The organism is Streptomyces sp. NPDC001492, assembly GCF_053597275.1.
In genome coordinates this window covers 31,497-57,485 of sequence record NZ_JBSFHW010000005.1, presented here as the reverse complement: position 1 = coordinate 57,485, position 25,989 = coordinate 31,497, and the positions used below count along the sequence as shown (strand labels likewise).

Annotated in this window: 22 protein-coding genes and 1 pseudogene; 10 read left to right on the top strand and 13 right to left on the bottom strand. The window is 72.4% G+C overall.

Features of this window, described 5'->3' with window-relative positions:
* Positions 1–86 precede the first annotated feature (86 nt).
* The 4 genes and pseudogenes from ACWC1K_RS07980 to ACWC1K_RS07965 all read right to left on the bottom strand — a co-directional run.
* A pseudogene (locus ACWC1K_RS07980) lies at positions 87–227 on the bottom strand (tetratricopeptide repeat protein); the annotation flags it as partial.
* 98 nt (positions 228–325) lie between these two features.
* Positions 326–1,003: an AIM24 family protein gene (locus ACWC1K_RS07975; protein ID WP_450829402.1), complete on the bottom strand. Its 678-nt coding sequence runs from the start codon at positions 1,001–1,003 to the stop codon at positions 326–328.
* Positions 1,004–1,067: 64 nt separating this feature from the next.
* Positions 1,068–2,555: a CAP domain-containing protein gene (locus ACWC1K_RS07970; RefSeq protein WP_450829401.1), complete on the bottom strand. Its 1,488-nt coding sequence runs from the start codon at positions 2,553–2,555 to the stop codon at positions 1,068–1,070.
* Between the two features lie 81 nt (positions 2,556–2,636).
* The gene (locus ACWC1K_RS07965) at positions 2,637–3,845 is read right to left on the bottom strand and encodes a serine hydrolase domain-containing protein (protein WP_450829399.1); all 1,209 of its coding nucleotides are present in this window, start codon (positions 3,843–3,845) and stop codon (positions 2,637–2,639) included.
* Positions 3,846–4,092: 247 nt separating this feature from the next.
* Between ACWC1K_RS07965 and ACWC1K_RS07960 the strand changes: the two genes are divergently transcribed.
* Positions 4,093–5,898 (top strand): M4 family metallopeptidase, encoded by a 1,806-nt coding sequence (locus tag ACWC1K_RS07960; RefSeq protein ID WP_450829398.1) that lies wholly within the window; start codon positions 4,093–4,095, stop codon positions 5,896–5,898.
* 264 nt (positions 5,899–6,162) lie between these two features.
* On the top strand, positions 6,163–7,410 hold the full coding sequence (locus tag ACWC1K_RS07955; protein ID WP_450829824.1) for an SGNH/GDSL hydrolase family protein: 1,248 nt from the start codon (positions 6,163–6,165) through the stop codon (positions 7,408–7,410).
* Between the two features lie 2 nt (positions 7,411–7,412).
* Here the strand turns inward: ACWC1K_RS07955 and ACWC1K_RS07950 are convergent, their stop codons facing one another.
* The 5 genes from ACWC1K_RS07950 to ACWC1K_RS07930 form a co-directional block, all read right to left on the bottom strand.
* On the bottom strand, positions 7,413–10,385 hold the full coding sequence (locus ACWC1K_RS07950) for a helix-turn-helix transcriptional regulator (protein ID WP_450829823.1): 2,973 nt from the start codon (positions 10,383–10,385) through the stop codon (positions 7,413–7,415).
* A 183-nt stretch (positions 10,386–10,568) separates the two neighbouring features.
* Positions 10,569–10,919, bottom strand: a complete 351-nt coding sequence (locus ACWC1K_RS07945; RefSeq protein ID WP_450829396.1) for a UBP-type zinc finger domain-containing protein — start codon at positions 10,917–10,919, stop codon at positions 10,569–10,571.
* Entirely contained in the window at positions 10,916–12,373 is a 1,458-nt protein-coding gene (locus ACWC1K_RS07940) for an ATP-binding protein (RefSeq protein ID WP_450829394.1), read from the bottom strand. Before ACWC1K_RS07940 ends, ACWC1K_RS07945 begins: the two co-directional genes overlap by 4 nt.
* Entirely contained in the window at positions 12,370–14,046 is a 1,677-nt protein-coding gene (locus tag ACWC1K_RS07935) for an FAD-dependent oxidoreductase (protein WP_450829392.1), read from the bottom strand. The genes ACWC1K_RS07940 and ACWC1K_RS07935 overlap by 4 nt, the downstream gene beginning before the upstream one ends.
* Before the next feature lie 129 nt (positions 14,047–14,175).
* Positions 14,176–14,529 carry a VOC family protein gene (locus tag ACWC1K_RS07930; RefSeq protein ID WP_450829390.1) on the bottom strand — a complete coding sequence of 118 codons (354 nt, stop codon included), beginning with the start codon at positions 14,527–14,529 and terminating at the stop codon, positions 14,176–14,178.
* A 61-nt stretch (positions 14,530–14,590) separates the two neighbouring features.
* On the opposite strand from ACWC1K_RS07930, the gene ACWC1K_RS07925 reads away from it, so the two are divergent.
* On the top strand, positions 14,591–15,463 hold the full coding sequence (locus ACWC1K_RS07925) for a universal stress protein (protein WP_450829389.1): 873 nt from the start codon (positions 14,591–14,593) through the stop codon (positions 15,461–15,463).
* Between the two features lies 1 nt (position 15,464).
* On the opposite strand, the gene ACWC1K_RS07920 is transcribed toward ACWC1K_RS07925, so the two are convergent.
* From ACWC1K_RS07920 to ACWC1K_RS07910, 3 genes are all read right to left on the bottom strand, one after another.
* Complete coding sequence (locus tag ACWC1K_RS07920; protein WP_450829387.1) at positions 15,465–16,700, bottom strand: DUF4032 domain-containing protein; 1,236 nt, start codon at positions 16,698–16,700, stop codon at positions 15,465–15,467.
* A 41-nt stretch (positions 16,701–16,741) separates the two neighbouring features.
* Positions 16,742–17,488 (bottom strand): MBL fold metallo-hydrolase, encoded by a 747-nt coding sequence (locus ACWC1K_RS07915; RefSeq protein WP_450829386.1) that lies wholly within the window; start codon positions 17,486–17,488, stop codon positions 16,742–16,744.
* Between the two features lie 172 nt (positions 17,489–17,660).
* The gene (locus ACWC1K_RS07910; RefSeq protein WP_450829384.1) at positions 17,661–18,287 is read right to left on the bottom strand and encodes an alpha-ketoglutarate-dependent dioxygenase AlkB; all 627 of its coding nucleotides are present in this window, start codon (positions 18,285–18,287) and stop codon (positions 17,661–17,663) included.
* A gap of 120 nt (positions 18,288–18,407) precedes the next feature.
* Between ACWC1K_RS07910 and ACWC1K_RS07905 the strand changes: the two genes are divergently transcribed.
* From ACWC1K_RS07905 to ACWC1K_RS07875, 7 genes are all read left to right on the top strand, one after another.
* A complete protein-coding gene (locus ACWC1K_RS07905) occupies positions 18,408–19,034 on the top strand; it encodes a TetR/AcrR family transcriptional regulator (protein ID WP_450829383.1) in 627 nt (208 codons plus the stop codon).
* A gap of 56 nt (positions 19,035–19,090) precedes the next feature.
* Positions 19,091–20,761: an FAD-binding dehydrogenase gene (locus ACWC1K_RS07900; protein ID WP_450829382.1), complete on the top strand. Its 1,671-nt coding sequence runs from the start codon at positions 19,091–19,093 to the stop codon at positions 20,759–20,761.
* A gap of 174 nt (positions 20,762–20,935) precedes the next feature.
* The gene (locus ACWC1K_RS07895; protein ID WP_450829381.1) at positions 20,936–21,622 is read left to right on the top strand and encodes a FadR/GntR family transcriptional regulator; all 687 of its coding nucleotides are present in this window, start codon (positions 20,936–20,938) and stop codon (positions 21,620–21,622) included.
* Positions 21,619–23,001, top strand: coding sequence for a hypothetical protein (locus ACWC1K_RS07890; RefSeq protein WP_450829380.1), 1,383 nt, complete (start codon positions 21,619–21,621; stop codon positions 22,999–23,001). The genes ACWC1K_RS07895 and ACWC1K_RS07890 overlap by 4 nt, the downstream gene beginning before the upstream one ends.
* A 233-nt stretch (positions 23,002–23,234) precedes the next feature.
* Positions 23,235–23,474 (top strand): hypothetical protein, encoded by a 240-nt coding sequence (locus ACWC1K_RS07885; RefSeq protein ID WP_450829379.1) that lies wholly within the window; start codon positions 23,235–23,237, stop codon positions 23,472–23,474.
* On the top strand, positions 23,471–23,710 hold the full coding sequence (locus tag ACWC1K_RS07880) for a hypothetical protein (protein ID WP_450829378.1): 240 nt from the start codon (positions 23,471–23,473) through the stop codon (positions 23,708–23,710). The genes ACWC1K_RS07885 and ACWC1K_RS07880 overlap by 4 nt, the downstream gene beginning before the upstream one ends.
* Positions 23,707–25,563, top strand: coding sequence for a GMC family oxidoreductase N-terminal domain-containing protein (locus tag ACWC1K_RS07875; RefSeq protein ID WP_450829377.1), 1,857 nt, complete (start codon positions 23,707–23,709; stop codon positions 25,561–25,563). Before ACWC1K_RS07880 ends, ACWC1K_RS07875 begins: the two co-directional genes overlap by 4 nt.
* Here ACWC1K_RS07875 and ACWC1K_RS07870 read toward each other — a convergent pair.
* Positions 25,518–25,877, bottom strand: a complete 360-nt coding sequence (locus ACWC1K_RS07870; RefSeq protein WP_450829376.1) for a DUF488 domain-containing protein — start codon at positions 25,875–25,877, stop codon at positions 25,518–25,520. The genes ACWC1K_RS07875 and ACWC1K_RS07870 overlap by 46 nt on opposite strands.
* Positions 25,878–25,989 lie beyond the last annotated feature (112 nt).

Here is a 25,989-nt window from a genome sequence, read left to right as displayed (position 1 = left end):
CGCGAGCGGGCGCCGCCACCGCCTCACAGGTCCCGCAGCACCAGATACTCCAGCATGGACCGCAGCTCCTCCACCGGCCGTGCCGGCAGGGCCAGGCCGGCGAGAGCGGCCTCCACCGCGGCGATGTGCGCCCGCGCGCCGGCGGCCCGTACGTCGGTGAGCGAGGAGTTCACGGAGAGGGCGTTCAGGGCGCACTGGTATTCCGGGGCGAACGCCTTGCCGAAAATGGGCCCTGGCCCATGGGGCCAGGGCGTCACCTGTTGGGGATCAAGACGTCGTCGGCGCCGGAGAGCCTGCTCCTGAGGCGCCGATCACTCGGTGAGGGTCAGTGCTGCTGGGCCTTCTGCGGGGTCGCCTCGCTCGGCCGTACGACCACGTAGCCGTCGCCCTGCAGCATCAACTGCACGGCCTCCCCGCTGCCGCCGCGCAGCATCGATCCGATGGACTGCGAACGGTGCAGCGAGGTCTGCAGACCGGCCGTCCAGCCAACCACCGCGTCCGTGTCGACGTACACCGGGAACTGTGCCGAGACCGGGATGACCAGCGGATTGCCCTCGCACACCAGACCCAGTCGGCCCTGTCCGGTGAAGACACTGTTGAACAGGCCGCCGCCCGCGATGCCCGCGCCCTTCACCGTGGCGATCCGGTACGACAACGAGGCGTCGAAACACAGGACGTTGCGCCCGTTGACCGTGAACTCGTCGCCGGGGTCGACCTCGACGATGAAACAGTTCTGCGCCTCGTGCGCGAACCAGGCCTCGCCCTGCCCGCGCACCGTCATCAGCGGCAGCCCCTCCCCGGTGACCGCGCGCTTGAGCATGCCGCCCACGCCCTGGCCCTTGCGCTCGAACTGGAGGTTGCCGCGGTAGGCGATCATCGCGCCCTGGCGGGCGAGCATGTCGCCGTTCACCGCGTATTTGATGCACTTGGCGTTCTCGACCGTCATGCCGGGCGCGGTGGCCGGCTGGACCATGTGCTCGCTGGAAAAGAGGGAACCCTTCATACGGGCATCCTGTCCCGGAGGATTCCGTTCCGCCAAGATCACGGGGAGGGTCGGTTTCCGGTGGTCAGGCGCCGAACAGCTGGGTCCAGTACATGCCCGCCGGGCCGCCGCCCGCGAAACCGACCCCGATGTGGGTGAAATCGGGCTTGAGGATGTTGGCGCGGTGGCCGGGGCTGTTCATCCAGCTGTCCACGACCTCGGCGGGGGAGCGCTGGCCGCAGGCTATGTTCTCGCCGATCGAGCGCCGCCGTGCCCCCGCGGCGGCGGCCCGGTCCCAGGGCCGGCTTCCCTCTGGTGATGTGTGCGCGTAGAAGGCGCGGGCCACCATGTCCGCGCTGTGCGCCTGCGCCGCGGTGGTCAGCAGGGGGTCGGTGGCCAGCGGAGGCAGACCGGCGCCGGAGCGCTCCCGGTTGGTGAGGGCGACGACCTCGGCCGCCGTCCGCGCCAGATCGCCCGGGGTGAGCGGCCTGGCCCACAGCGCGGTCCAGTAGATGTCGCCCGACCGGCCGTCGCCGGTGTACGCCAGGCCGGCATGCGCAAAGGCCGGGTCGCACACGGTGCGACGGGACTGCTCCTCGCTCAGGCAGTACTCGACGAACTCGGCGGGCGTACGCGGACCGGAGACCAGGTGCTCGCCGACGGTGAGATACGTGTACCCGGCGGCCGTGACCCGCTGGTACACGGACAGGCCGTCCCGGCCCTCGACACCGAGGCGGCCTGCCGAGGCCATGGCCCCGGCATGGGCGCGGGCCGCCGACGTCAGACGGGCGTCGAGGGCCACGGGGGGTGAACCGGCTTCGGCACGGGCGGAGTTGACCAGGCCGAGAAAGCCCTCGGGGTCAGGGGAGTTCAGCGCGGCCGGGGCGGCGGCGTGGGGGCGGGCCCGGGGGAGGGGCGGTGTCGGGGACGCCGGCCAGGCTCCGGCGCGTGGCGAGGCCGGGGCAGTGGGTCGGGACGGCGAGGCAGGCGCTGTGGGCGGGGATCCCGGTCTCGCGGCCGAGGCGCGGCCCCCGGGTGCCCCTCGTGCCGCGGACCGGGGCTGCACCCCGTGTGTCGCCGCCGTTCCAGTGCCTTCGTCGAGGACGTCCACGCCGAAGTCCCGCGCAAGCCCGGCCAGCCCGTCGGCGTATCCCTGTCCCAGGGCCCGCAGCTTCCAGCCGCCGCCGCGCCGGTAGATCTCCGCGAGCAGCAGCACCGTCTCCTCGCCGGGGCGTGGCGGGGCGAAGCGGGCGAGTGGACGGCCGTCCGGGGCCGAGACATGGAGCGTGGGCGCGGGCAGGAGGCCCAGCGCAGTGCCGGGTTCGGCCGGGCTGACGGCCACCGTGACCCGGGTGGCTCCCGGGCGCAGCCTGGGCGGGTCGACGGTGAGGGTGTCGCCGTCGAGTCGGGCGCCCGGCGCGGAGGGCTGGTTGTAGAACACGAAGTCGGCGTCGCCGCGGACCCTGCCCCCGTCGTCCGCGATCAGCGCGGACACATCGAAGGGGCCGGGTACGCGGACGGTCACGGCACCGTCCGGAAGGGGCATGTTGCCCCCGGGCACCAACTCGCTCATCCCGCCGCCCCGGTGTCGTCGCTCACGCCCCCAAGGGCTCCACCGGACAACGTCCACCGGGGCGGCGCGGTTCCCGCCGGCTCAGTCCCGGGCAATGCCGGGAGCGATGTCCTCGCGGCGCTCCACGGGCGGGGCGGCGCGCCCTGCCTTCGACTGCTTGCCGCAGAACGCGGACTCCATGGTGCTCAGCATCGTGTTGAGCACGGCGACATTGTTGGACGTGGTGGCCACGGCCGTGAAGCTGCGCCGGCCGTCCTTCGTGGCGAACGCGTACGTGTAGTAGCCCTGGACGACGCCCGTGTGCCCGTACACCGAGACACCGCAGGACAGGTCGCGGCGCCCCAGTCCGAGGCCGTACCCCTGAGTGCTGCCGACCGGCACCATGCGCTCCATCTGCCGCAGTTGCGCCGGTGATGTCAGCCGGCCGCCGAGCAGGGCGGAGAGGAAGGTGTTCAGGTCCCGCGTGGTGGAGATGATCGCGCCTGAGCTCTGCGCCCAGGACATCGTCTGGTCCGTCGCGTCGATCAGGGGTGCGTCCTTCTCGTCCGGGGTGAGATAGCCCCGGGCGTGGCGGCCGGGAATCTGCGCGCTGGGGTGGACGTAGAAGGTGTCGCGCAGTTTCAGTGGCTTGAAGATGCGGTTCTCGTACTCCGTGCGTACGGGGTGGCCGGTCAGCTTCTCGATGAGCATGCCGGCGACGACGAAGTTGGTGTTGGAGTACGAGAACGAGCCCGGCGCGCTGGTGCGCGGGTGCCACAGCGAGCGCTTCACCAGCTCACGGTAGGTGAAGACCTTGCCGCGGACCTCCTCGAAGCCGGGGACGGTCTTCGCGAACATGGTGTTCGTGTAGTCGTACAGGCCGCTTCGGTGGCCCAGGATCTCGCGCACTGTGATCGTGCGGTCCGGCAGTAGCCCCGGCAGATAGCGGTCGACCGGGGCGTCGAGTCTCAGCTTGCCCTCGTCGGCCAGTTGCAGCAGCACGACGGTCGTGAAGGTCTTGGTGACACTGCCGATGCGGAACCGGTCCGCGGTGCTGATCGTCCGTCTGCTCGTGCGGTCGGCGATGCCCATGGCGGCCCCTTCGACGCTGCCGTGGTCGTCGATCCGGGCGACCGCGCCCGGTGCACCCTGTTTCAGCGCGGTGACGAGGCGTCCTTGAAGACCGGCGAGGTCGGGCTTGGGCAGCGGCACGGCGGGCGTGGCGTGCGAGGGGACCACGAGCAGGGAGAGCACGACCGTTCCCAGGACCGTGCCCTTGGATGCGAGATGAGTCACATTCACGTGAGGCAACTTTCTTCCGTGTCGTCACATCTCCACAGTCGACACACAGTTGGTCACCCGCTGATCACTGAGCGATGTGGATTTGCAAAGTATTGCCATATATCGCACGGAAAGCGATATTTTAGTCTTTACATGGACATGACTCGTCCGAAAGGGTTTCTTTCCGGGGCCCGACCAGCCCCCATGGCGCTCAACGGCGCCATGCGTCAAGGCGGTTGGTGATCCCGGCCGCCTTGCAAGGAAGGAACCCTCATCAGTGCGTAGACCGCACATACGCAGCGTGGCGGTTGCCGTCGCCGTGACGACGGCCGCCACGGGCCTGGCCGGCACCGCCTTCGGCACCACCACGGGGACGGCTCACACCGCTGCCACCGCCGGCACCTCGGCCACCTCCGTGGTGGCCGCCGCCCGCGCCGCCGCCTTCGCCCACTCCGCCTCGACCGGCGTCTCCCAGGGCGACGAACTGCACGCCGAGGACGTCATGATCGACCCGGAGGGTGCCCGGCACGTCCGGTTCACCCGGGCACACCAGGGCATGCAGGTGCTCGGCGGCGACCTCGTCGTCCACCTCACCAGGCAGCTGGCGTACGCGGGCGTCACCCGGGCCGCCGGACACACCGTCAAGCCCGCTGCCGCCACCGCGGCCAAGCTGTCGGCCGCCGAGGCGCAGCAGAAGGCGGCCACGGCCGCCAAGGGTGACGCCGGCACCGCCGAACTCGTCGTGGACGCCCGTGACGGCGCGTCCGCCCTCGCCTACCAGGTGCGGGTCAGCGACAGCGGCACCGCCGAGGGCAGCGGCTCCCGGACGGTCGTCATCGACGCCGTCACCGGCAAGGTGCGCAGCAACACGCCCGACAGCGACGAGTTCCTCTCGCCCGCACTGCTCGACACCCTGCGCGAGCGCGGCGAGAAGCTGGACCCCGCCACGGGCGCCGGTGCGCAGACGGCCGGACTCGCGGCCGCCTCGACCTCGTCCGCGGCCGCTGCCACCCGCTACCCGTCGACGGCCCACGGCACCGGCAAGTCCCTCTTCGTCGGCACGGTCCCGCTGACCACCACCCGCACGGCCCGCACCACCTACCTCCTCAAGGACCCGACCCGCTGGGGCACCGAGACCCGGGACGCCAAGGGCCAGGAACTGGAGAGCTTCGCCCGCGGCAAGAAGATCACCACCAGCAACGACGTCTTCGGCAACGGCAAGGTCACCAGTCGCAACACCGCCGCCGCCGACGCCCAGTACGGCATCACCAAGACCCTGGACTTCTACAAGAAGACCTTCGGTCGCAAGGGCATCGAGAACAACGGCAAGGGCGCCCGCGCCATGGTCCACTTCGGCAACAAGGTGGCCAACGCGTTCTGGGACTCGGTCTGTGACTGCATGCTCTACGGCGACGGCGACGGCGACCAGTTCAAGAAGCCGCTGGTCGCCCTGGACGTGAGCGGCCACGAGCTGACCCACGGCGTCGTCGACGCCACCGCCAAGCTGGAGCCCACCCGCGTCGACGCGGAGGGCAACCAGTACGGCGAGCCGGGCGCGCTGAACGAGTCCCTCGCCGACATCTTCGGCTCCAACGTCGAGTTCTTCGCGAACAACGCGTCGGACAAGCCGGACTACCTCATCGGCGAGAAGATGGGCCTGGCCCAGAAGTTCCTGCGCCGCCTCGACCACCCGTCGCTGGACCTGCTCGAGGGCACCATCGACTACTGGGCGCCCGAGGCGTACGACGCCGAGGTGCACGCCGGCTCCGGCGTCTCCTCGCACGCGTACTACCTGCTCGCCGAGGGCAGCGGCCAGAAGACGATCGGCGGCGTCAAGTACGACTCCCCGACCTACGACGGCTCGACGGTCAAGGGCATCGGCCGCACCAAGGCCACGGCCATCTTCTACCGGGCCCTGACCCGCTACATGGTCTCCACGACCGACTTCCACGACGCGCGCAACGCGACGCTGAAGGCGGCCAAGGACCTCTACGGTGCCAACAGCACGGAGTACAACACGGTGGACCAGGCCTGGGCCGCCGTCAACGTCACCTCGGCCAACACCCCGGCCGCACACCGCTGACCCGCGAGGCGGTGACACCGGTCCGGGCGCCCCTGTCAGGTGGGGCGCCCGGATCCGGCCCATCTACCCTCTTGTGAGGGGCCCGGTCATCACCGCCCTGCGGCGGCCGAACTCAAGTGCGACAATGCAAGCCCGGCCACCGTTTCCGGTCCCCCAGACAGCTGTATCTCCCGCAGGTGAGCCCGAAAGCCCGTCCGGCTGGAGGAGTGGATGTCCCCCGACCACCTCGCCGAGCGGTTCCGTCACGCCGGAGCACATCGCCCGCTGACGGCCCGCTTCGTCCGGGCCGGCCGACTCGGCGGCCTCCTGCTGCTGGCCGGTGCCATCCAGGCCACCCCCGTGCACGCGACCGACGAGCAGCCCCCGTTCACCGTGGTGGGAGCTCCCGCGGACCACCGTGAGGTCGTCACCTGGGGTGCGAGCGCCGAACGCATGGACGACGCGGTCGCCGGCCGCGGCTACCGGCTCGTCGTCCACACCAGTACGGCCGGAAGCGACCTGCGGATCCGTCTCTCCAACGCCTTCGGGAACCGGCCCGTGACCTTCGACAGCGTCTACGCCGGTAGGCGGCAGGAGGGCGCCCGGCTGGTCCCCGGCAGCAACCACCGGCTGACCTTCGGCGGCGCCCGCTCGGTCACCGTCCCCGCGGGCGCCGCCGCCCTCAGCGACCCCCTGCCCGGCAGGCTTCCCGCCGCGACCGACCTCGCGGTCAGCATCCACTCACCGGATGCGGCCGGACCCGCGACCGGTCACTGGCTGGCCCTGCAGACGTCCTACACGAGCGAGGGCGACCACACCGCCGAGGAGGGTGCCGACCACTGGACGCAGACGACCGGCTCCTGGTTCTACCTGGACGCCGTCTCCGTACGCCCGCCCGCCGGCACCCGAGCGGTCGTGGCCCTCGGCGACTCCATCACCGACGGCTGGCAGTCCACCACCGGCCTCGACCGCCGCTGGCCCGACTACCTCGCCCGCCGGCTGCGCTCCTCCGGCAGCCACCTCAAAGGCGTGGCGAACGAAGGGATCTCCGGCAACCAGGTCCTCGCGGACGGCGGCGGCCAGAGCGCCCTGAAGCGTCTGCAGCGCGACGTCCTCTCCCAGCCGGGTGTCCGCACCGTCTTCCTCTTCGAAGGCGTCAACGACATCAAGGCCCACACCCAAGTCACCGCCCAGGACCTGATCGCCGGCTACCGCGAGATGGTCCAGCGGGTACACGCGGCCGGGAAGTGTGTCGTCGCCGCGACCGTCGCCCCCTACAAGGGCTGGCCGGAATGGGATCCGGCGGGCGAGAAGGTACGCCGGGAAGTGAACCGGTTCATCCGCGGCAGCGGCGAGTTCGACGCCGTCACCGACTTCGATCATGTCCTGCGCAACCCGTACGACCCCGAGCGCATCCGTCCCGCCCTCGACGGCGGCGACCATCTGCACCCCAATGACCAGGGCATGCGGGCCCTGGCCGACGCCGTCGACCTGAGGAGCCTCGACTGCACCGCCCGGCACCCCGGCGGCTGAGGTCAGCCCGATGCCGTCGGCTCCGGTGCGATCAGCCCCTGCCGATAGGCGATCGCCACCGCCTCCGTACGACTCGAAGCACCCAGCTTGGCCAGGATGTTGGAGACGTGGACGCTGGCCGTCTTGCCGGTGATGAACAGCTCTTCGCCGATCTGCCGGTTGCTGCGGCCGCGGGCGAGCAGCCGCAGCACGTCCTGCTCCCGGGCGGTCAGCGGCGAGGGGCGCTCCCCGTCCGACGCGGCGGTGGCCAGACGGCCGCGGCGTATCAGAGCGTCGATCCGCTCCAGCAGGGGCGTCGCGCCGAGCTGCTCGGCCACCGCTCGCGCCTCGCGGGCCTGCTCGGCCGCCTCCTCGCGCCGCTCGGCCACCAACAGCGCCTCGGCGAACCGCATCTGGCAGCGGACCCGCTCGTACACGTCCCCGAAGCCGAACGCGGTCACCGCCTTCTCCCAGGCCGCCGCGTCGGGCCCGGACACCGTCCGCAGCCACTCCGCCTCGGCGCGGGCCAGCCAGGCCATCCCCTCGGGCCCCTGCGGGGTGCCGTCCTCGCCGTGCAGGGCCGACTGCCGCGCCAGCTCGACCAGTTCGTCCGCCGTGTCCTTCCAGCGGTGCCACTCGCCGCCGGACGAGCGCAGTTCCATGGCCGCGTCGGCGACCGCCGTCAGGGCGAGCGCCGCGAACCGCACCGAGGCGTAGGGGAGGTGTCCCGCCTCGTCGGTCAGCGCTGCGACCGTCGCCCGGGTCCGCTCCACCGCCGCCTCCGGCTCGCCGCGCAGCACGGCCGCCTCGGTCAGCGCGATGCCCGCGACCAGCGTGGCCATCCAGTCGAAGGGCCCCTCCAGCAGGGCCCGCGCCCGCTCGACGGCGCCCATGTCCCCGCGAGCCAGCGCCACATACAGGGCCGGCCCCATCGCATAGCCGCCCGCCGAGGGCAGCACGGCCGCGTCGGCCGCCGCACTCCGCACGCACTCGTCCCAGCGGCCCAGCGTGTACAGCACCAGCAGATGCAGATAGCGCATCTCCAGCGGATACGGCGACGACAGCAGTCCGGCCCGGCGGGCGCGCTCCAGGCCTTCGGTCACCCACGGCAGACAGCCCTCGAGGTCACCCGCCTCGAAGCAGCCGACGGCCAGGTTGAACAGGGCGCGCATCTCCACCGGCGCGTTCCCCGCCCGCCGGGCCAGCTCCCGGGCCTCCTCCAGCCGCTCACGGCCCTCGACGGTGCGCCGGCCGCCGCCCTCCAGGACCGCCAGTGAAATGAGCAGGTCGGCCTGCGCGTCCGCGACACCCAGCTGCTCGGCGATGTGCAGGGCCTCGTGGGCGACCCGCAGCGCCGTCTCGTCGTCCCCGATGTGGCGGGCCGCCATGACATGCGTGGCCGCCGCCCACACCCAGGTCCGGGTCGGCGGTTCGGCGGGGATCATGGCGAGCGCCTCGCTGCTGTAGGCGAACGCGGCCGTCAGACTGTCGACGCTCATCAGATTGCCGGCCAGGGTGTACCGGACCCGGGCGGCGAGTTCGGAGTCCGTGTCCTGGCCGGTGCCGGCGAGGGCGGCCCGGGTGAGGGACACCGCGCGGTGCGACTCACCGGCGTGGGCGGCCGCCGCCGAGGCGCGCAGTGTGAGCGTCACTTGGTCGATGCCGTCGCCCGTGGGCCGGGCCGCCGGGTCCACCGACGCCCACAGGTCGAGGGCGGTCTCCAGGTGCCGCAGTTCCTCGGCGGGCGCGCCCACCCGGCCGGCGTGCTCGGCCGCCTCCAGGGAGGCGGCGAGTGCCTCGGCCAGGTCATGGCTCTCGCGGTAGTGGTGGGCGCGCTCTGCGGCGCTCTCGGCGGGGTGCCCGCGGCCGGCGAGCAGCCGGGCGAACGCGCCGTGCAGCCGGGCCCGTTCGCCGGGCAGCAGATCGGAGTAGACCGCCTCCCTAGCCAGTGCGTGCCGGAAGGCGTAGGTGTCGGCGTCACCGGGGACCAGGAGCTGGCGGCCGACGGCCTCGCGCAGCGCCGCCTCCAGCTCGTCCTCGGGCAGCCCGACCGCCTCGCGCAGCAGGTCGTGCTCCACACGCCGCCCGGCGACCGCGGCGGTGCGCAGCACCTGCTGTGCGGTGTCGGACAGCTGCTCGATACGGATGAGGAGGACGTCGGCCAGGCCGCTGGGCACGCCGCCCGCCTCCGTGTCCGTGGCCGCGAGCAGTTCCTCCGCGTAGAAGGCGTTGCCCTCGGCGCGCTCGACGATGCCGCGGACCGTTGCCTCCGGCAGCGGGCCCTCCTGAAGTGCGCGCACCAGCCGGGTCACCTCGGCGTCCGCCATGGGGCGCAGCTCCAGCCGCTCCACGGCGGGCAGCCGTACCAGCTCGGCCAGGAGCGGGCGCAGGGGGTGGCGGCGGTGCAGGTCGTCCGCCCGGTACGAGGCGAACACCGCCAGCCGGTGCGTGGGCGCACCACCGGCCGGCCGCTGCAGGATGCCGCGGCTGAGCAGGAAGCGCAGCAGGTCCCGGGAGGACTGGTCGGCCCAGTGCAGGTCCTCCAGGACCAGCAGCAGCGGAGCGATCTCCGACAGGTCGGCCAGCAGCCCCGCCATGCCTTCGAACAGCCGCAGCCGCCCTCCGCCACTGTCCGAGCGCGTGGGGGTGTCCCCTTCGTCCCGCCCCGCCTCCGCGCCCGCGCCGCGCAGCCGGTCCACCACCGGATGCCGGGCCAGCGCGTCCGCGAACCGCTCGTCGGCCGCCAGCGCGCCCAGGATCTCGGTGAACGGCAGATAGGGCAGCCCGACGTCACCGAGGTCGACGCAGTGACCGGTGAGGACCGTCATCCCGGCCCGGGCGGCCCGCCCCGCGACCTCGTCCAGCACCCGGGTCTTGCCCACGCCGGCGTCCCCGGCGAGCAGCACGGCCCGGGCCTCCCCGCCCCGGGCACGCTCCAGCATCCCGGTGAGCCGGGCGATCTCCTCGTCCCGGCCGATCAGCGGCGTGGTGAACATGGTCTGCGGCACGGATCCATCCTGGCACGCGGCACTGACAACGAGACCTGCAAACAGGGGAGGTCAGGGCCCAGACTGCCTCGCTGAAGTCCGCGCCCCAAAGGGGTGCGGGGAACTGCGCGACCGGCCACGACGCATCTGCAGACGAACGACGGGCCATCGCGGCCCTACCCAGCGGAGCGCTCAGCGCAGCGTCTCCGCCCAGTTCGCCGGTACCCGCCCGGCAGGGCCCGGCGCCGGCTGGTCCGCGGGATGGCTCACCGGGGGAGCAAGGTCGGGCCCCGACTCGTACAGCTCGTTGGTGTCGAAGTCCCAGAACCAGCCCTCACCCGGCTCGAAACTGCGGATCACGGGGTGGCCGGTTTCCCGGTAGTGGGCGCTGGCGTGCTTCGCGGGCGAGTCGTCACAACAGCCGATGTGCCCGCACTGTGCGCAGCGCCGCAGATGGAACCACCAGCCGCCGGCCGCGTCGCACTCGACGCACCCGCTGCCGCTCGGCGGGACGGCGGGGTCGATTCCGTCGGCACTGGTCATGCGGGCTCCTCCGGTGTGTCGTCGTCCGTCGCGGTCAGGGGCAGCAGGACCTGGAAGCGGGTGTCGCCGGGTTCGGACTCCACCTGGAGGGTGCCGTGGTGCTTGTTGACGACGATCCGCCAGGAGATGTCCAGACCCAGCCCGGTGCCCTCGCCCACCGGCTTGGTGGTGAAGAACGGGTCGAAGATGCGGCCGCGGATCTCCTGCGGCACGCCGGGCCCGGTGTCGCGGAACTCGACCAGCAGCCGGTCGTGGTCGAGAGCCGTCCGCACCGTCAGCGTGCCTTCCCCGCCCGCGCTGTTGATGGCGTGGACCGCGTTGTCGATCAGGTTGGTCCACACCTGGTTCAGCTCCGCCGGGTAGGCCGGGATCTTCGGCAGGCTGCGGTCGTAGTCCTTGACGACCTCGATCCGCGAGCCGATCTTGCCCGACAGCATCAGCAGCGTGCTGTCGAGGAGTTCATGGACGTCGGCGTTCTGGTACGGGGCCCGGTCGAGCTGCGAGTACTGCTTGGCCGCGTCGACCAGGTGCGAGATACGCGTCGTGGAGTCCTCGATCTCGTCCATCAGCAGCTCGGTCTCGACCGTGTAGTTGAGCCACCCGATCGCCCCGGGCAGGATCTCCGGGTCCACGTCCGCCGCGACCTGGTCCAGCCAGTCGATGTCCAGACCGGCCTGCACGAACGTGGGCGCGAGCCGCCAGCCGTCGGGGATGCCGTGGTCGTCGAACCAGTCGGTGAGGGCGTCCTCCCGGTCCGCGGCCTCCAGCGGGCTCAACGTGGGTGCCTTGGCGACGAGTTCGGCGGTGCGCTCCTGGACCTCGATGAGGTTCGCCAGCGCCTCGCGCGGATACGGGCCCGCGGAGATGACACCCAGCTTGTGCCGCATCTTCGCGACCCGCTCGCGCAGCGTCGCGGTGGCCCGCACGGCCGCCGCCGCCGGATTGTTGAGCTCATGGGTGAGTCCGGCGGACAACGAGCCCAGCGCCAGCAGCCGTTCCCGCTGCCCGATGGCCCGCTGGGTGCTCTTGGAACCGAAGAACAGCCCCTCCAGCAGATGCACCGCCATCGGGAACCACTCCTGCATGACGGCCGCGAACGTGTCCGCGGGCAGCACGAAGAACCGCGTCGGCTCCGTCACGCGCATGGAGTTGTTGTACAGCTGCCGCACCCGGTCCCCGAGATACGCCTGCATGGCGCCGGAGTACACGCCGGGCTGCGAGGTGCGCGTCACCTCGACATCGTCGCCGCCGACCCGCCGGGACAGCACGACCGTGCCCTCGATCATCACGAAGAAGCAGGTGGCGGGCTCGCCCTCGGTGTAGACGGGCCCCGCCTCGAACTGCTCCACCCGCCCCTCGCTGCACAGCCGCCCGAGCTGCTGGGGGGTGAGCTTCTCGAACAGGAACAGCGAACCGATCTCCTGCGGGCTGCAGGGCATGACCTGCCCGCTCACGACTGCTCCAGATACCGGTGGACGAGCATCACGGCCATGGCTCCCTCTCCGACGGCGGACGCGACCCGTTTCGCGGACTCGGCGCGGGCGTCGCCCGCCACGAACACGCCGGGAATGTTGGTCTCCAGGTGGTACGGCGGCCGGTCCAGCTCCCAGTCCGCCGGCGGCCGCCCGTCCGGGGTCAGGTCGGGCCCGGCCAGGATGAAGCCGTGCTCGTCGCGCAGCACCGTCCCGTCGAGCCAGTCGGTCAGCGGCGCCGCGCCGATGAACACGAACATCCACTGCGCGTCGACGAGTTCGGTCTCGCCGGTCTCCGTGTCGCGCAGGGTGAGCCGCTCCAGCCGGCCGGAGCCGTGCGCGGACTCGACGACCGTGCGGGCACGCACCGAGATGTTGGGCGCCTCGTTGATCTGCTGGATCAGGTAGTACGACATCGACGCGGACAGGTCCGGCCCGCGCACGAGCAGTGTCACCGACTTGGCGCCCCGCGACAGGTACATCGCCGCCTGCCCGGCCGAGTTGGCGCCGCCGACGATGTACACGTCGTGGCCCTGGCAGGAGGCCGCCTCGGTCAGTGCCGAGCCGTAGAACACCCCGCAGCCGGTCAGGTCGCTGCAGCCCGGCGCGTCGAGCTGCCGGTACGACACGCCGGTCGCCAGGATCACGCTGTGCGCGGCGACCGCCGAGCCGTCGGAGAACCGCACGGTCCGCGCGGCCCCGTTGACCTCGAGTCCCGTCACCTGGCGTGCGGTGAGGATCTCGGCGCCGAACTTCGCCGCCTGCCGGCGCGCCCGGTCGGTCAGCTGTGCCCCGGACACGCCGTCGGGGAAGCCCAGGTAGTTCTCGATCCGCGAGCTCTGCCCCGCCTGCCCGCCGGTCGCCGACCGCTCCACCAGCACGGTCCGCAGGCCTTCGGAGGCGCCGTACACCGCGGCCCCGAGTCCGGCGGGCCCGCCGCCGATGACGACGAGGTCGTAGAAGTCCGCCGCCGGCGTGGTCGCCAGCCCCACCCGCGCGGCCAGCTCGGGTGCCTCCGGCTCGACCAGGGGAGTCCCGTCCGGGGTGATCACGAGCGGCAGCCGCTGCCCGTCCTGCCCGGCCGCCGCCAGCAGCCGCCTGCCCTCGGGCTCGTCCGCCGAGTACCAGCGGTAGGGCACCTGGTTGCGGGCCAGGAACTCCCGTACGTCCGAGGAACGCGCCGACCAGCGGTGCCCGACCACCTTGGTGCTGGGCACCGGCCGGAAGTCGCTGCACCGCCAGGCCTCCAGCAGGTCGTCCAGGACGGGGTAGAGCTTCTCCTCGGGCGGGTCCCACGGCTTGAGCAGATAGTGGTCCAGGTCGACGACGTTGATCGCGTCGATGGCCGCGCTGGTGTCCGCGTACGCGGTCAGCAGCACCCGCCGGGCACCCGGATACACGTCCAGGGCCTGCTCCAGGAACTCGATGCCGTTCATCTGCGGCATGCGGTAGTCGGCCAGGATCACCGCGACCAGGTCGCCGCGCAGCTTCAGCTCCCGCAGCGCGTCCAGCGCGGACTCGCCGGACTCCGCGCGCACGATCCGGTACGACTCGCCGTAGCGCCGCCGCAGATCACGGGCGACGGCCCGGGAGACCCCCGGATCGTCGTCCACGGTCATGATGACGGTCCGCGCTGCGTCGGACGCCTGTGCCATACGTCTCCCACCCCGAGTGGTCGGACCGGCGGCCGGCGAGCCCTGTCGCCAGGGCGGTCACCACGCCGGCTCCCGCCCATCGTATGTTCGATCGTCCTGCTTCGCTCCGGTATACGGCGGGGCCGCCGCTCAGCGGTGTCTCGACGAGAGCACGCAGAACTCGTTCCCCTCGGGATCCGCCAGCACCACCCACGACTGCTCACCCTGTCCGACGTCCGCGCGCCGTGCGCCGAGGGCGAGCAGCCGTGCGACCTCGGCGTCCTGGTCGTCAGGACGGAAGTCCAGGTGGAGGCGGTTCTTGACGGTCTTGCCCTCCGGCACCGGGGCGAAGATCAGTCCCGGCAGTCGGTCCTTCTCGGGCCGGATCTCGAACTCGTCGGCCGCGTCGTTGACCACGACCCAGCCGAGCGCCTCGGCCCACCACCGTCCCAGCGCGACGGCGTCGGCCGCGTCGACGTTCACCTGCTCCCATTCCAAGGCCATGGCAGGAGCGTAGTGAAGACTGGGTCCGAGTGACCTGATCACGAGACTCGGAGGCAGCCGCATGACCCGCCCGATCACCGCAGGCGTCGACGGAACAGAGGAGAGCATCGCGGCACTGCACTGGGCGGCCCGGGAGGCGGTCCGCCGGGGGCTGGCGCTGCGCGTGCTGCGGGCCTGGCGCTTCCAGCCGTACGAGGCGATCGACGCGGCGGACCCGGACACGCAGGCCGGCTGGGTGCGGGACGCCCTGGCCGAGGCCGTCCGGAGTGTCACCGCGCGCCATCCGGACCTCGACGTCGCCACGGACGTCGTGGCGGGGGAGACGGTCGACACGCTGCTCGACGCGGCCGCTGGGGCCGAGATGCTGGTGCTCGGCTCACGCGGGCACGGGCCCGTCGTCGGCTTCCTGCTCGGCTCCGTCGGGCAGCAGGTGATCGCCGGAGCGACGCGGCCGGTGGTGCTCGTGCGCGCGGGCGACCAGCCGACGGCCGAGGCCGCCGGACGGGAGGTCGTCGTCGGCCAGCAGGGCCAACCGGAGGACAGCGCCGACACCCTGCGGTTCGCCTTCGAGACGGCGGCCGCCCGCGGCGCCACCGTGCGGGCGGTGCGGGCCTGGACGCTGCCGCCGGTGTTCGCGTACAGCCCAGGCTCGGCGCACCTCCTCGACGAGGCCGGCGGCCTGGAACCGTTCGAGTCGAAGGCACTGACCGCCGCGCTGCAGCCCTGGCGGGAGCGCTTCCCCGACGTGCCCGTGATCGAGCACCTGGAGATGGGCAGCGCGGGCCAGGTGCTGCTGTCGGTGGCCGCGCGGGCCCAGCTGATGGTCGTCGGGCGGCGCGCGCACCGCACGGCCGTCGGCGCGCGCATCGGCTCGGTGGCGCACGGCGTCCTGCACCACGCCGACTGTCCGGTCGCCGTGGTCCCGCACGCCTGAGTCACTCGGGGGTGACCGGCTCCAGGGTCTCGCGCGCCTTGGGCAGCACGTTCTCGATGTAGTCCTCGACCGCCGTGTCCAGCCCTATGTCGTGCTGCGCCCGCTCGGACAGGTACCAGCGGTGTTCGAGCAGCTCGTGGTAGATCTCCGCCGGGTCCATCGAGCCGCGCAGTTCGAGGGGCACGGCCCGCACGGTGGGCCGGAAGACGTCTCGTACCCACCGGTGCGCCAGCACCTCGGGGCGGGCCGCCAGGGGGTCGCCGGGCGCGTAGTCGTCCTGGGTGGCCATCCAGCTCTCCAGGTCGTTCAGCAGCCGCCGCGCCTGGTTCTCCTCCGCGTCCAGGCCGGTCAGACGCAGCAGTTGGCGCTGGTGGTGGCCGGCGTCGACGACCTTGGGGACGAAGGTGACCGTGTCCCCGTTGGAGGAGTGCTGGATCTGCATCTCGGCCACGTCGAAACCGAGTTCGTTGAGGCGGCGGATGCGGCGCTCGATGTAGTGGTACTTGCCCGCCGGGTACACGGACGTGCGGGTGAGCTCCTCCCACAGGTCCCCGTAGCGGGCACAGATCTCCATGCCGAACTCGACCGGGTCGACGGACGGGTGCAGCGCCCCCGAGGCCTCCAGGTCCAGCAGCTCGCCGCTGATGTTCACGCGGGCGAGGTCGAGGTCGTACTCGCGCTGCCCGTCGCTGAGCTGGGGGTGCAGATCGCCGGTCTCGGCGTCCACGAGGTAGGCGGCGTAGGCGCCCGCGTCGCGCCGGAAGAGGGTGTTGGACAGCGAGCAGTCGCCCCAGGCGAAGCCGGCGAGGTGCAGCCGCACCAGCAGCACGGCCAGCGCGTCCATGAGGCGGTGCATGGTGGCCGGGCGCATCGTGGTCTCGAACATCGAGCGGTACGGCTGTGAGCCGCGCAGATGCCGGGTGATCAGCACCGGTTCCAGCGGGTCGCCCGCCTGGTCGGAGCGCCCGGTGACCACGGCCAGCGGGTCCACCGCGGGGATGCCGAGCCGGTCCAGGTCGCGCAGCAGCTCGTACTCGCGCAGGGCGGGCCGTTCGGCGAGTTCCTTGACGGCGATCACCTCGTCGCCGGCGCGGGCGTAGCGCACGACGTGGCGGGATATGCCGCGCGGCAGCGGGACGAGGTAGTCGTCGGGCCACTCCTCCAGGGGCAGATGCCAGGGCAGGGCCAGCAGGAGCGCGGGGTGCTCCGGGTTCGTCGCGCTGATCTGCAGTGCCATGGCGTGCGTGTCCTTGCCTCGCGGGTGATCGTCACCTCACCTTAGAGGGCACGCTCCTTGGCCTGAAGTGCCGCTTCACGCAGTGGACCGCGGTGCACGGGGCCGTGCCCGGGCAGCAGCAGCTCGCCGTCGAGTGCGGCCAGGACGTCCAGTGAGGCCACGGCACGGGCCCGCTCGTGGTGGAACATGTCGGGCAGCAGCTGCGGCCCCTGGATCCGCGAGGTGGGGTGGCCGCTGGCCAGGGCGTCGCCCGAGATCAGCACCCCGGCGTCCGGCAGGTGGAAGGCCGCGTGCCCGTCGGTGTGGCCGGGCGTGTGCACCGGCACGGGGCGGCCCGGCAGGTCCAGCGGGCCCGCCGCCGGGAACGGCTCCGGGGCGGCGACCGGCACATGGGCCCTGCCGCCGGAGCGAAGGGCGTGCACCGACCAGGGCAGCACACCGGGCCGCCAGCTGTTCATCACGATCTGCCCGACGGTCACCTGCTGCAGGAACTCCCGGCGTGCGTGCGGCACTTCGGCCTCGTGGAGATACACGGGCGTGCCGTAGGTGCTGCGCAGATACTCGGCGGAGCCCAGATGGTCGTTGTGCGCGTGGGTGATCAGCACCGCGGCGACCGCCTCCGGTGCACCGCCCACCGCCGCCAGAGACGCGAGCAGCTGCTCACGGTCGCCGAGGTAGCCGGTGTCCACCAGGGTGATCTCGTCGCCCTCGGTGAGGATCACCCAGTTGGTGTTGCTGCCGTGTACCAGGTGAATGCCGTCGGCGATGTGCCGCACGTCTGCCTGCATGATTGCCCCGCGTGGTGAGATCCCTGCCCGACAGCACCAGCAAAGCAGAACCCGCCTGCGCCGGAAGCGGCAGGTCCCCGCCAATCTGCGAGTCCAGGGATTGAGAGCTGCCTCCGGCACCGTCCGCCGGAGGCAGCCCTCTGCGTGCAGCCGAAGCGGCCGCCTCTCCGCCTCACTGCACGCCGTGCGGGCGGAACTGGATGCTGATGCGCGGCCCCGAGGCGCGTGTGGTCTTCGGGATGGAGTGCTCCCAGGTCCGCTGGCAGGAGCCGCCCATCACGATGAGATCGCCGTGCCCCAGCGGGCGCCGCACGCTCTCGCCGCCCCGCACCGGACGCAGGAGCAGATCGCGGGGTGCGCCCACGGAGAGGATGGCGACCATGGTGTCCTCGCGGGCGCCCCGCCCGATCCGGTCGCCGTGCCAGGCGACACTGTCCCGCCCGTCGCGGTAGTGGCAGAGCCCGGCCGTGGTGAACGGCTCGCCCAACTCGTCGGCATAGTGCGCGGACAGGGCCTCGCGCGCCTCGTCCAGCACCGGGTGGGGGAGTGCCTCGTGCGCACCGTAGAACGCGAGGAGCCGGGGTACGTCCACGACCTGGTCGTACATCATGCGGCGCTCCGCACGCCAGGGCACCTCGGCGGCCAGCTGTTCGAACAGGGTGTCCGAGCCGCCGAGCCATCCGGGCAGGACGTCGATCCAGGCGCCCATGCCGAGGTGCGTCCGCCGGATCCCGTCGAGGGAGCCGAGACGCAGCTCGTCGGTCTGGTCGAAGAGCGAGCCCTGGAGGTGCCTGGTCACAGATCCAGCGTACTCCTATATTCGAAAATCTGTTCCTATCTCCTTCGGGTGGGATGACGTCGGCCGCCTTCCGATACATCGATGTATCGGATACATTCCTGTATCGAACGGAGGTCGGAGATGACGACGGAGGAAACGGCCCCACGCGTGACCAGGCGCCGGGTCCGCACCCGCGCCAACCTCCTCGACGCCGCGTTCTCGGTGTTCGCCGCCAAGGGCTTCGGCCGGGTCTCCATCGAGGAGGTCTGCGAGGCCGCCGGCTACAGCAGGGGAGCCTTCTACTCCAACTTCGACAGCCTGGACGAGCTGTTCTTCGCTCTCTATCGGCAGCGCGCCGACCTCATCGCGGACCAGGTCTCCGGTGCCCTCGCCCTGGACGGACCGGACCTGGACGTGCCCGCCGCCGTCGACCGCGTCACCGAAGTACTGCTCCTCGACCTGGACTGGCTGCTGGTGAAGACGGACTTCCTGGTGCACGCCGCCCGCGCTCCGCAGGTCGCCGAGACCCTGCTGGAACACCGGGCGCGGCTGCGGCAGGCGGTCGCCGACCGGCTCGCCCGCGCGCAGGGACTCGCCCAACTGCCCGCCGTGCTCGGCGACATCGACGGCGCGGCACACGCCGTGGTCGCCGCGTACGACGGTGTCACCACCCAACTGCTCCTGGACAAGGACGTCGACGGCGCCCGCGGCTGGCTCAAGCAACTGCTCACCGCGCTGCTGACCGACGGCAGCAACACCTCCCGATGAGATCTCCGAACGAGCCCCCTCAACCCGACCACCCAACGAGCAAAGGAACCCTCGCCATGGATGCGGACGTCATCGTCGTCGGAGCGGGCCTCGCGGGCCTGGTCGCCGCGCACGAGCTCACCAGCCGGGGCCGCAGGGTCGCGCTGGTCGACCAGGAGAACGCCGCCAACCTGGGAGGCCAGGCGTTCTGGTCCTTCGGCGGGCTGTTCCTCGTCGACTCCCCGGAGCAGCGCCGCCTCGGCATCAAGGACTCCTTCGACCTGGCCTGGAACGACTGGCAGGGCAGCGCAGGGTTCGACCGGGTCGACGACGAGGACTCCTGGGCGGTGCGCTGGGCGCGCGCCTACGTCGAGTGGGCGGCGGGCGAGAAGCGGTCCTGGCTGGACGGGCACGGCATCAAGCTTCTGCCGACGGTCGGCTGGGCCGAACGGGGCGACCTGCGGGCCGACGGGCACGGCAACTCCGTGCCCCGCTTCCATGTCACCTGGGGCACCGGCACCGGCGTGGTGGAGCCGTTCGTCGACCACGCCAAGCAGGCCGCCCGCGACGGACTGCTGACCTTCTACCACCGCCACCAGGTCGACGAGCTGGTGATCGAGGAAGGCGCCGCCCGTGGAGTGCGCGGCACGGTGCTCGCCGAGGACCGCTCGCCCCGGGGCGCCGCCTCCAACCGCGACCGCACCGGCGACTTCGAACTCACCGCCCGGGCCGTCGTCGTCACCACCGGCGGCATCGGCGCCAACCACGACATCGTCCGCCGCTACTGGCCCGAGCGCCTCGGCACCCCGCCCACCGGCATGGTCACCGGCGTACCCGCGTACGTCGACGGCCGCATGCTCGACATCAGCGCCGAGGCCGGCGTCCGCCTGGTCAACCGCGACCGCATGTGGCACTACACCGAGGGCCTGCAGAACTGGGACCCGATCTGGCCCGGCCACGGCATCCGCATCCTGCCCGGCCCGTCCTCCCTCTGGTTCGACGCGCTGGGCCGCCGGCTGCCCGACCCCTGCCTGCCCGGCTACGACACCCTCGGCACCCTGAAATACCTGCGCACCACCCCGGACATCGCGGAGTACGACCACTCCTGGTTCATCCTCACCCAGAAGATCATCGAGAAGGAGTTCGCGCTGTCGGGCTCCGAGCAGAACCCCGACATCACCGCCAAGGACAAGGGTGCGGTCCTCAAGAACCGCCTGGGCAAGGGCGCCCCGGCCCCGGTCGACGCGTTCCTGCGCAAGGGCGCCGACTTCGTCACCGCACCCACCCTGGAGCAACTCGTCACCAGGATGAACGAGCTGACGGACAAGCCACTGCTCGACGCGGACGTCCTGCGCCGCCAGATCGAGGCCCGCGACCTGCAGATCGCCAACCCCTACAGCAAGGACTCCCAGATCCAGGGCATCCGCAACGCCCGCCGCTACATCGGCGACCGCCTCGGCCGTGTCGCCACCCCGCACCGCATCCTCGACCCGGCGGCCGGCCCGCTCATCGCGGTCAAACTCCACGTCCTCACCCGCAAGACCCTCGGCGGCATCCAGACCGACCTGGACTCCCGCGCCCTGGGCGCCGACGGCAACCCGATCGACGGTCTCTACGCGGCCGGTGAGGTCGCGGGCTTCGGCGGCGGAGGCGTGCACGGCTACAACGCCCTGGAGGGCACCTTCCTCGGCGGCTGCCTCTTCTCCGGGCGAGCAGCCGGACGGGCGGCGGCGAAGCAGACCGCCTGAGCGACGGACGCGCGGCGGGGCGGCCGGGGTCGTTCCCCGGCCGCCCCGCCGCGTCCTCACGTGAACAGTCCGCCCTTGCAAGCGGATTGACGCGCAAGGGGATTGACCCGCAGACACCTCCGCTGCTTCAGTGGCTGAGCCACTCATCCACTCCTTCCGTGCGAGGAGGCATCCGTGGAGGCCCTGCCCCGCGAGACGATCGTGGACGTCCTCGAGGCCCGACTGCGCGAGGACATCCTGGCCGGACGCCATCCGGCGGGCAGCTACCTGCCCCCGGAGCGCCGGCTGGCCGACGGGTACGGCGTCACCCGCACCACCCTCAAACACGCCTTCGGCCGCCTCGTCCAGGCCGGCCTGCTGGAGACCCGGCACGGCGTCGGCACCAAGGTCCGCGACTACGCCCGGCTCGGCGGCGCGGACCTCCTGCCGATGCTCGTGCGGCACGATGTGAAGTGGGTCCGCGAGATCTTCGAAGTACGGCGGTCCGTGGGCGCGTTGATCGCCGAGCGGGCCGCGGCCCGGGCCACCCGGGCGCACCACGCCGAACTGCGGCGCCTCCTGGAGGCCGTACGGGAGGCGGACGGCGCGGACTCCGTGCAGCTGGCCGATGTCGAGGTGCACCGCGCCCTCGCCCGGGCGACCGGCAACCGGGTCTACGTCCTGTTGACCAACACCCTCTTCAACGCCTACCTCCCCGTCCGCGCCGCCCTGCGCGGGCCGTTCACCGACGCCGAAACCGCACACCGGCGACTCGCCCCGGTGGTCGAGGCGGTGACGTCCGGCGACGGCGGCCGGGCCCACACGGCCGCCGACGCCTATCTGCGCGACACCGAACGCATCATGCTGGAGGGACTGGCGTGAGGGGCACCTCGTTCAGGGAGACCATGCTCGGCACGGTCCGGCTCGACGGCCGCGACCCCGTCCGCCGCATCCGCCTCGACCTGCGGGCCGAGGCCGACGAGGTCCTGCGCCCGCACCGCACCACCCGGGCCCGGCTCGGCGGCCGTATCCGCGTCAGCGGACTGGCCGACGACCCGGACGCCACAGGCGACGTGGAAATCTCGCCCCTCGCCCGCCGCCGCATCCGTTACCGGCTGACGTTCACCGCCGGCGGCCGCGCGTTCACCCTGGACGGCTGGAAGTCCGTAACGCCCCGTCATCCGGTGAAGTCGATGACCGTACTGCCCTTCACGCTGTACGAGGACAGCGCGCGGATCGGCCAGGGCACGCTCCGTTTCCCCGTCACCACGGGCCTGGCGCCCTTCCTCCTGAGCTTCCGCTTTCCCCGGCAGGAGGACCCCGCCCAGTACCTCGCACCGCGCTGGGACGGCAGCCCCGGCCGCACCGAGGTCTGGTACACCACGCTGACCGACCCCACCACCGGCACCGGCATCTGGCTCCACCACGAACTGGTCTCGCCCGCCGACGGATCCGCGCCGCACGCACACGGCTGGGCCGCCGCCTTCCCACCCGACGGGGAAGTCCGCCACGTCCGCTTCGGACCCGCTCCCTGGAAGAACCCCACGCACGGATTCACAACCCCGGGTGTCTCCGCCACTCCGGGCCAACTGACCGGAAACGTCGGCGACTTCCACTGGGACCTCGCCGAACAGCCCCTGGCCGAGCCGCTGTTCACCTTTCCCCGCTGGTCCTGGTGGCACCCGCTGCTCCCCGCCGCTCATATGCTTCCGGCCGCCCGGGCCACGTACGACGGAACCTTCAGCGACGGAAAGCAGACGCTGACCCTGCACGGCGCCCCCGGCGCCTCCGCCCGCATCCACGGCCACGGCAACGCCCGCCGCTGGGCCTGGCTCCACGCGGAACTGGGCGACGGCGATGTACTCGAGGTGATCGCAGCGGTGTCCACGCGGCCCGTACTGCGGCGGCTGCCTCCGCTCGTCTTCCTGCGCCTGCGGCACCGCGGCCGCACCTGGCCGCGCCGGGCGGAGCGATCCGCCGTGGGCCTGTTCGGCATCGGACGGTTCCGTGCCCACCTCGGGCTGCCCGACTGGACGGTGACCGGCCGCACGCTGCTGCGCCGCATCCGCGTCGAGGTCACCCAGCCGGCCGAGCGCACCCTCGCCCTGGACTACCGCGACCCGGACGGCTCCCCCGCGGTCTGCCGCAACAGCGAGAGCGCCGACGCGAAGATCCTTCTGGAGCGCTGGTGGGGCCACTGGCGCACCGAAGCCTCATGGACGCTGCGGGGCACCGCGCACGCCGAGATGGGGGACCGGTGACCGGGCGGGGGTTGGTCGCCGCGCTGCTTTTCGATGTCGGGGACGCGGAGTGGCTCGCGCGGGTGCCCGGCAGGCGACGCGTTCCTGGCCGCGCTGCCCGCGCCGCAGAACACGCTGCGGCCACCGCTGTCGACGCGTACGCGGCCCTGCACATCGGGCGACCACCAGACCGCCCTCACTCCCGAAGCCTCGTGGACGCTGCGGGGCATCGCGCACGCCGAGGTGGGGGACCGGTGACCGGGCGGGGGGCGGTCGCCGCGCTGCTCGCCGACGCGGGGGACGCAGGGTGGCTCGGGCGAGTGCCCGGCAGGCTCGACGTGTTCCTGTCCGCGCTGCCCGCTCTTGTTCGGGCCGCCGTCACCGCTGTCGACGCCTACGCTTTCGTGCACATCGGGCGCCTCTTGGCCCGTCTCACTTCCGAAGCCTCATGGACGCTGCGGGGCATCGCGCACGCCGAGGTGGGGGACCGGTGACCGGGCGGGGGTCGGTCGCCGCGCTGCTCGCGGACGCGGGGGACGCAGGGTGGCTCGGGCGAGTGCCCGGCAGGCTCGACGTGTTCCTGTCCGCGCTGCCCGCTCTTGTTCGGGCCGCCGTCACCGCTGTCGACGCCTACGCTTTCGTGCACATCGGGCGCCTCTTGGCCCGTCTCACTTCCGAAGCCTCATGGACGCTGCGGGGCATCGCGCACGCCGAGGTGGGGGACCGGTGACCGGGCGGGGGTCGGTCGCCGCGCTGCTCGCGGACGCGGGGGACGCAGGGTGGCTCGCGCGAGTGCCCGGCAGGCTCGACGCGTTCCTGGGCGCGCTGCCCGTTCCGGTACGGGGCGCAGTGCGGGCCGCCTGCGCCGGGGTCGACGCGTACGCGGTCCTGCACAGCGGGCGCCGCCTGGCCGACCTTGCTCCCGACGAGCGCGAGACGGTGCTCGGCTCCCTTGCCGCGCGCCCCGGGCTCGTACCGGCGCTGGATCTCCTCAAGATCCCCGTGCTGCTCGCCGCGGCCACCGAGCGCACGCCCGTTCCGTCGGCGCCGCCGGCGCCCGAGGACCCGCCCCTGGACTGCACCCCGGCCGAGGAGTGGCCCGCGCGTGCCACCGCGGACGCCGTCGTCGTGGGATCGGGCGCCGGAGGAGCCGTCGCCGCCCGTACTCTCGCGCGCGCCGGGCTCGCCGTCGTCGTGCTGGAGGAGGGCGAGCACCACAGCACGGCCTCCTTCGGCCATCGTGCACCGCTGGACCGTTTCACCGACCTGTACCGGGACGGCGGGGCGACCGCGGCGCTGGGTGATCCGCCGCTCCTGCTGCCGGTCGGACGGGCCGTCGGCGGCACCACCGTCGTCAACTCCGGAACCTGCTACCGGACTCCGGATCGTGTCCTCGCGCGCTGGGCCAGCCGTCACGGCTTCCGTCTCGCCGACGGCTTTCCCGCACGGCTGGACGAGATCGAACGCACCCTGCGCGTCGCCACCCAGCCCCTCGACGTCCTCGGCGCCAACGGCCTGCTCGCTTTGGCCGGCGCGGAACGACTCGGCTGGCGGGCCGGTCCGCTGCGCCGCAACGCACCGGGCTGCAAGGGCTCCTGCCAGTGCGTGGTGGGCTGTCCCACCGGCGCGAAGCAGAGCGTGCAGCTGTCCGTGCTGCCCGACGCCTGCGCCCATGGAGCCCGCATCGTCACCGGCGCACGCGCGCTGCGGATCCTGCTCGACCACGACCGCCCCGGCCCGCCACGGGCGGCCGGCGTCCTGGCCCGCCGTGCGGACGGCAGCGAACTGGAGATCCTCAGCCCCCTCGTCGTCACGGCCGCGGGCGCCCTGCAGACCCCGCCGCTGCTGCGCCGCAGCGGCCTGGGCGGTCACCCCCGCCTGGGCCGCAACCTCAGCGTGCACCCGGCCACCAGCGTCGCCGGCCGCTTCGCGGAACCGGTCACGTCCTGGGAAGGCGTCCTGCAGAGCACCGGCGTCGAGGAGTTGCACGACCGCGGGATCCTGATCGAGGCGACCGCGAGCCCGCCCGGCATGAGCAGCTTCGTCCTCCCCGGCCTCGGGCGCTCGCTGCGCCGTGAACTGGAGGAGGCCGACCGGCTGGCGATCCTCGGCGCCATGATCGCCGACCGGCCCTCGGGCCGGGTCCTGGGCCGGGGCCGCACCCTCGTCCGCTACCGCCTGGACCCCCGCGACGGCGCCCGGCTCATGACGGCCGTACGAGCCATGGGCCGTATCCTCTTCGCCGCCGGGGCCGTGGAGGTGCTCACCGGCATCCCACGGGCGCCGCGCGCCCGCACCCTCCCGGAACTCGACGCGCTGCTCACCGGGATCACCCCACGCGACCTGCACCTGTCGGCCTTCCACCCGGCCGGCACGGTAGCCGCGGGCGGCGACCCCGAGCGGGCACCGGCCGACGCCGAGGGCCGGCTGCGCGGCGTCGACGGCGTCCTCGTCACCGACGCCTCCGTGCTGCCGGGCTGCCCGGAGGTGAACCCGCAACTGAGCATCATGGCGGCCGCGCTGGCCGTCACCGAGACCTACCTCGAAGGCGAACCCAGCAGCCGGACCAGCACCTCGGCATGACTCCGCTCGGGCTCCTTGGACGCGGTCAGCAGCGTCACGGGCCCCTTGGCCGCCAACTCCCGGACGTGCTCAAGCAGTTCGGACGCCTCCGGGGCGTCCAGCTCCGCCTCGTAACGCTCGGCGAACTCCTCGTACGACCCCTCACCCGCGTGATACCAGCGGCGCAGTTCGGTCGACGGGGTGAGCGCCTTGGGCCACTCGTCCACGTGCGCGGCGTCCTTGGACAGGCCGCGCGGCCACAGCCGGTCGACCAGGACGCGTACCCCGTCGTCCGGCTCGGGCGGTTCGTAGACGCGACGCACGCGAACGCTCACGATCGGGCCTTTCTGGGTGGCGGGTGGCGTCGAGCGTAGTGCGGAGGCGGCGGATGACGCCGTATCACTTGACCCAATTGAGGAGGAAAGCAGGCCGGGCTGCCCATAACCT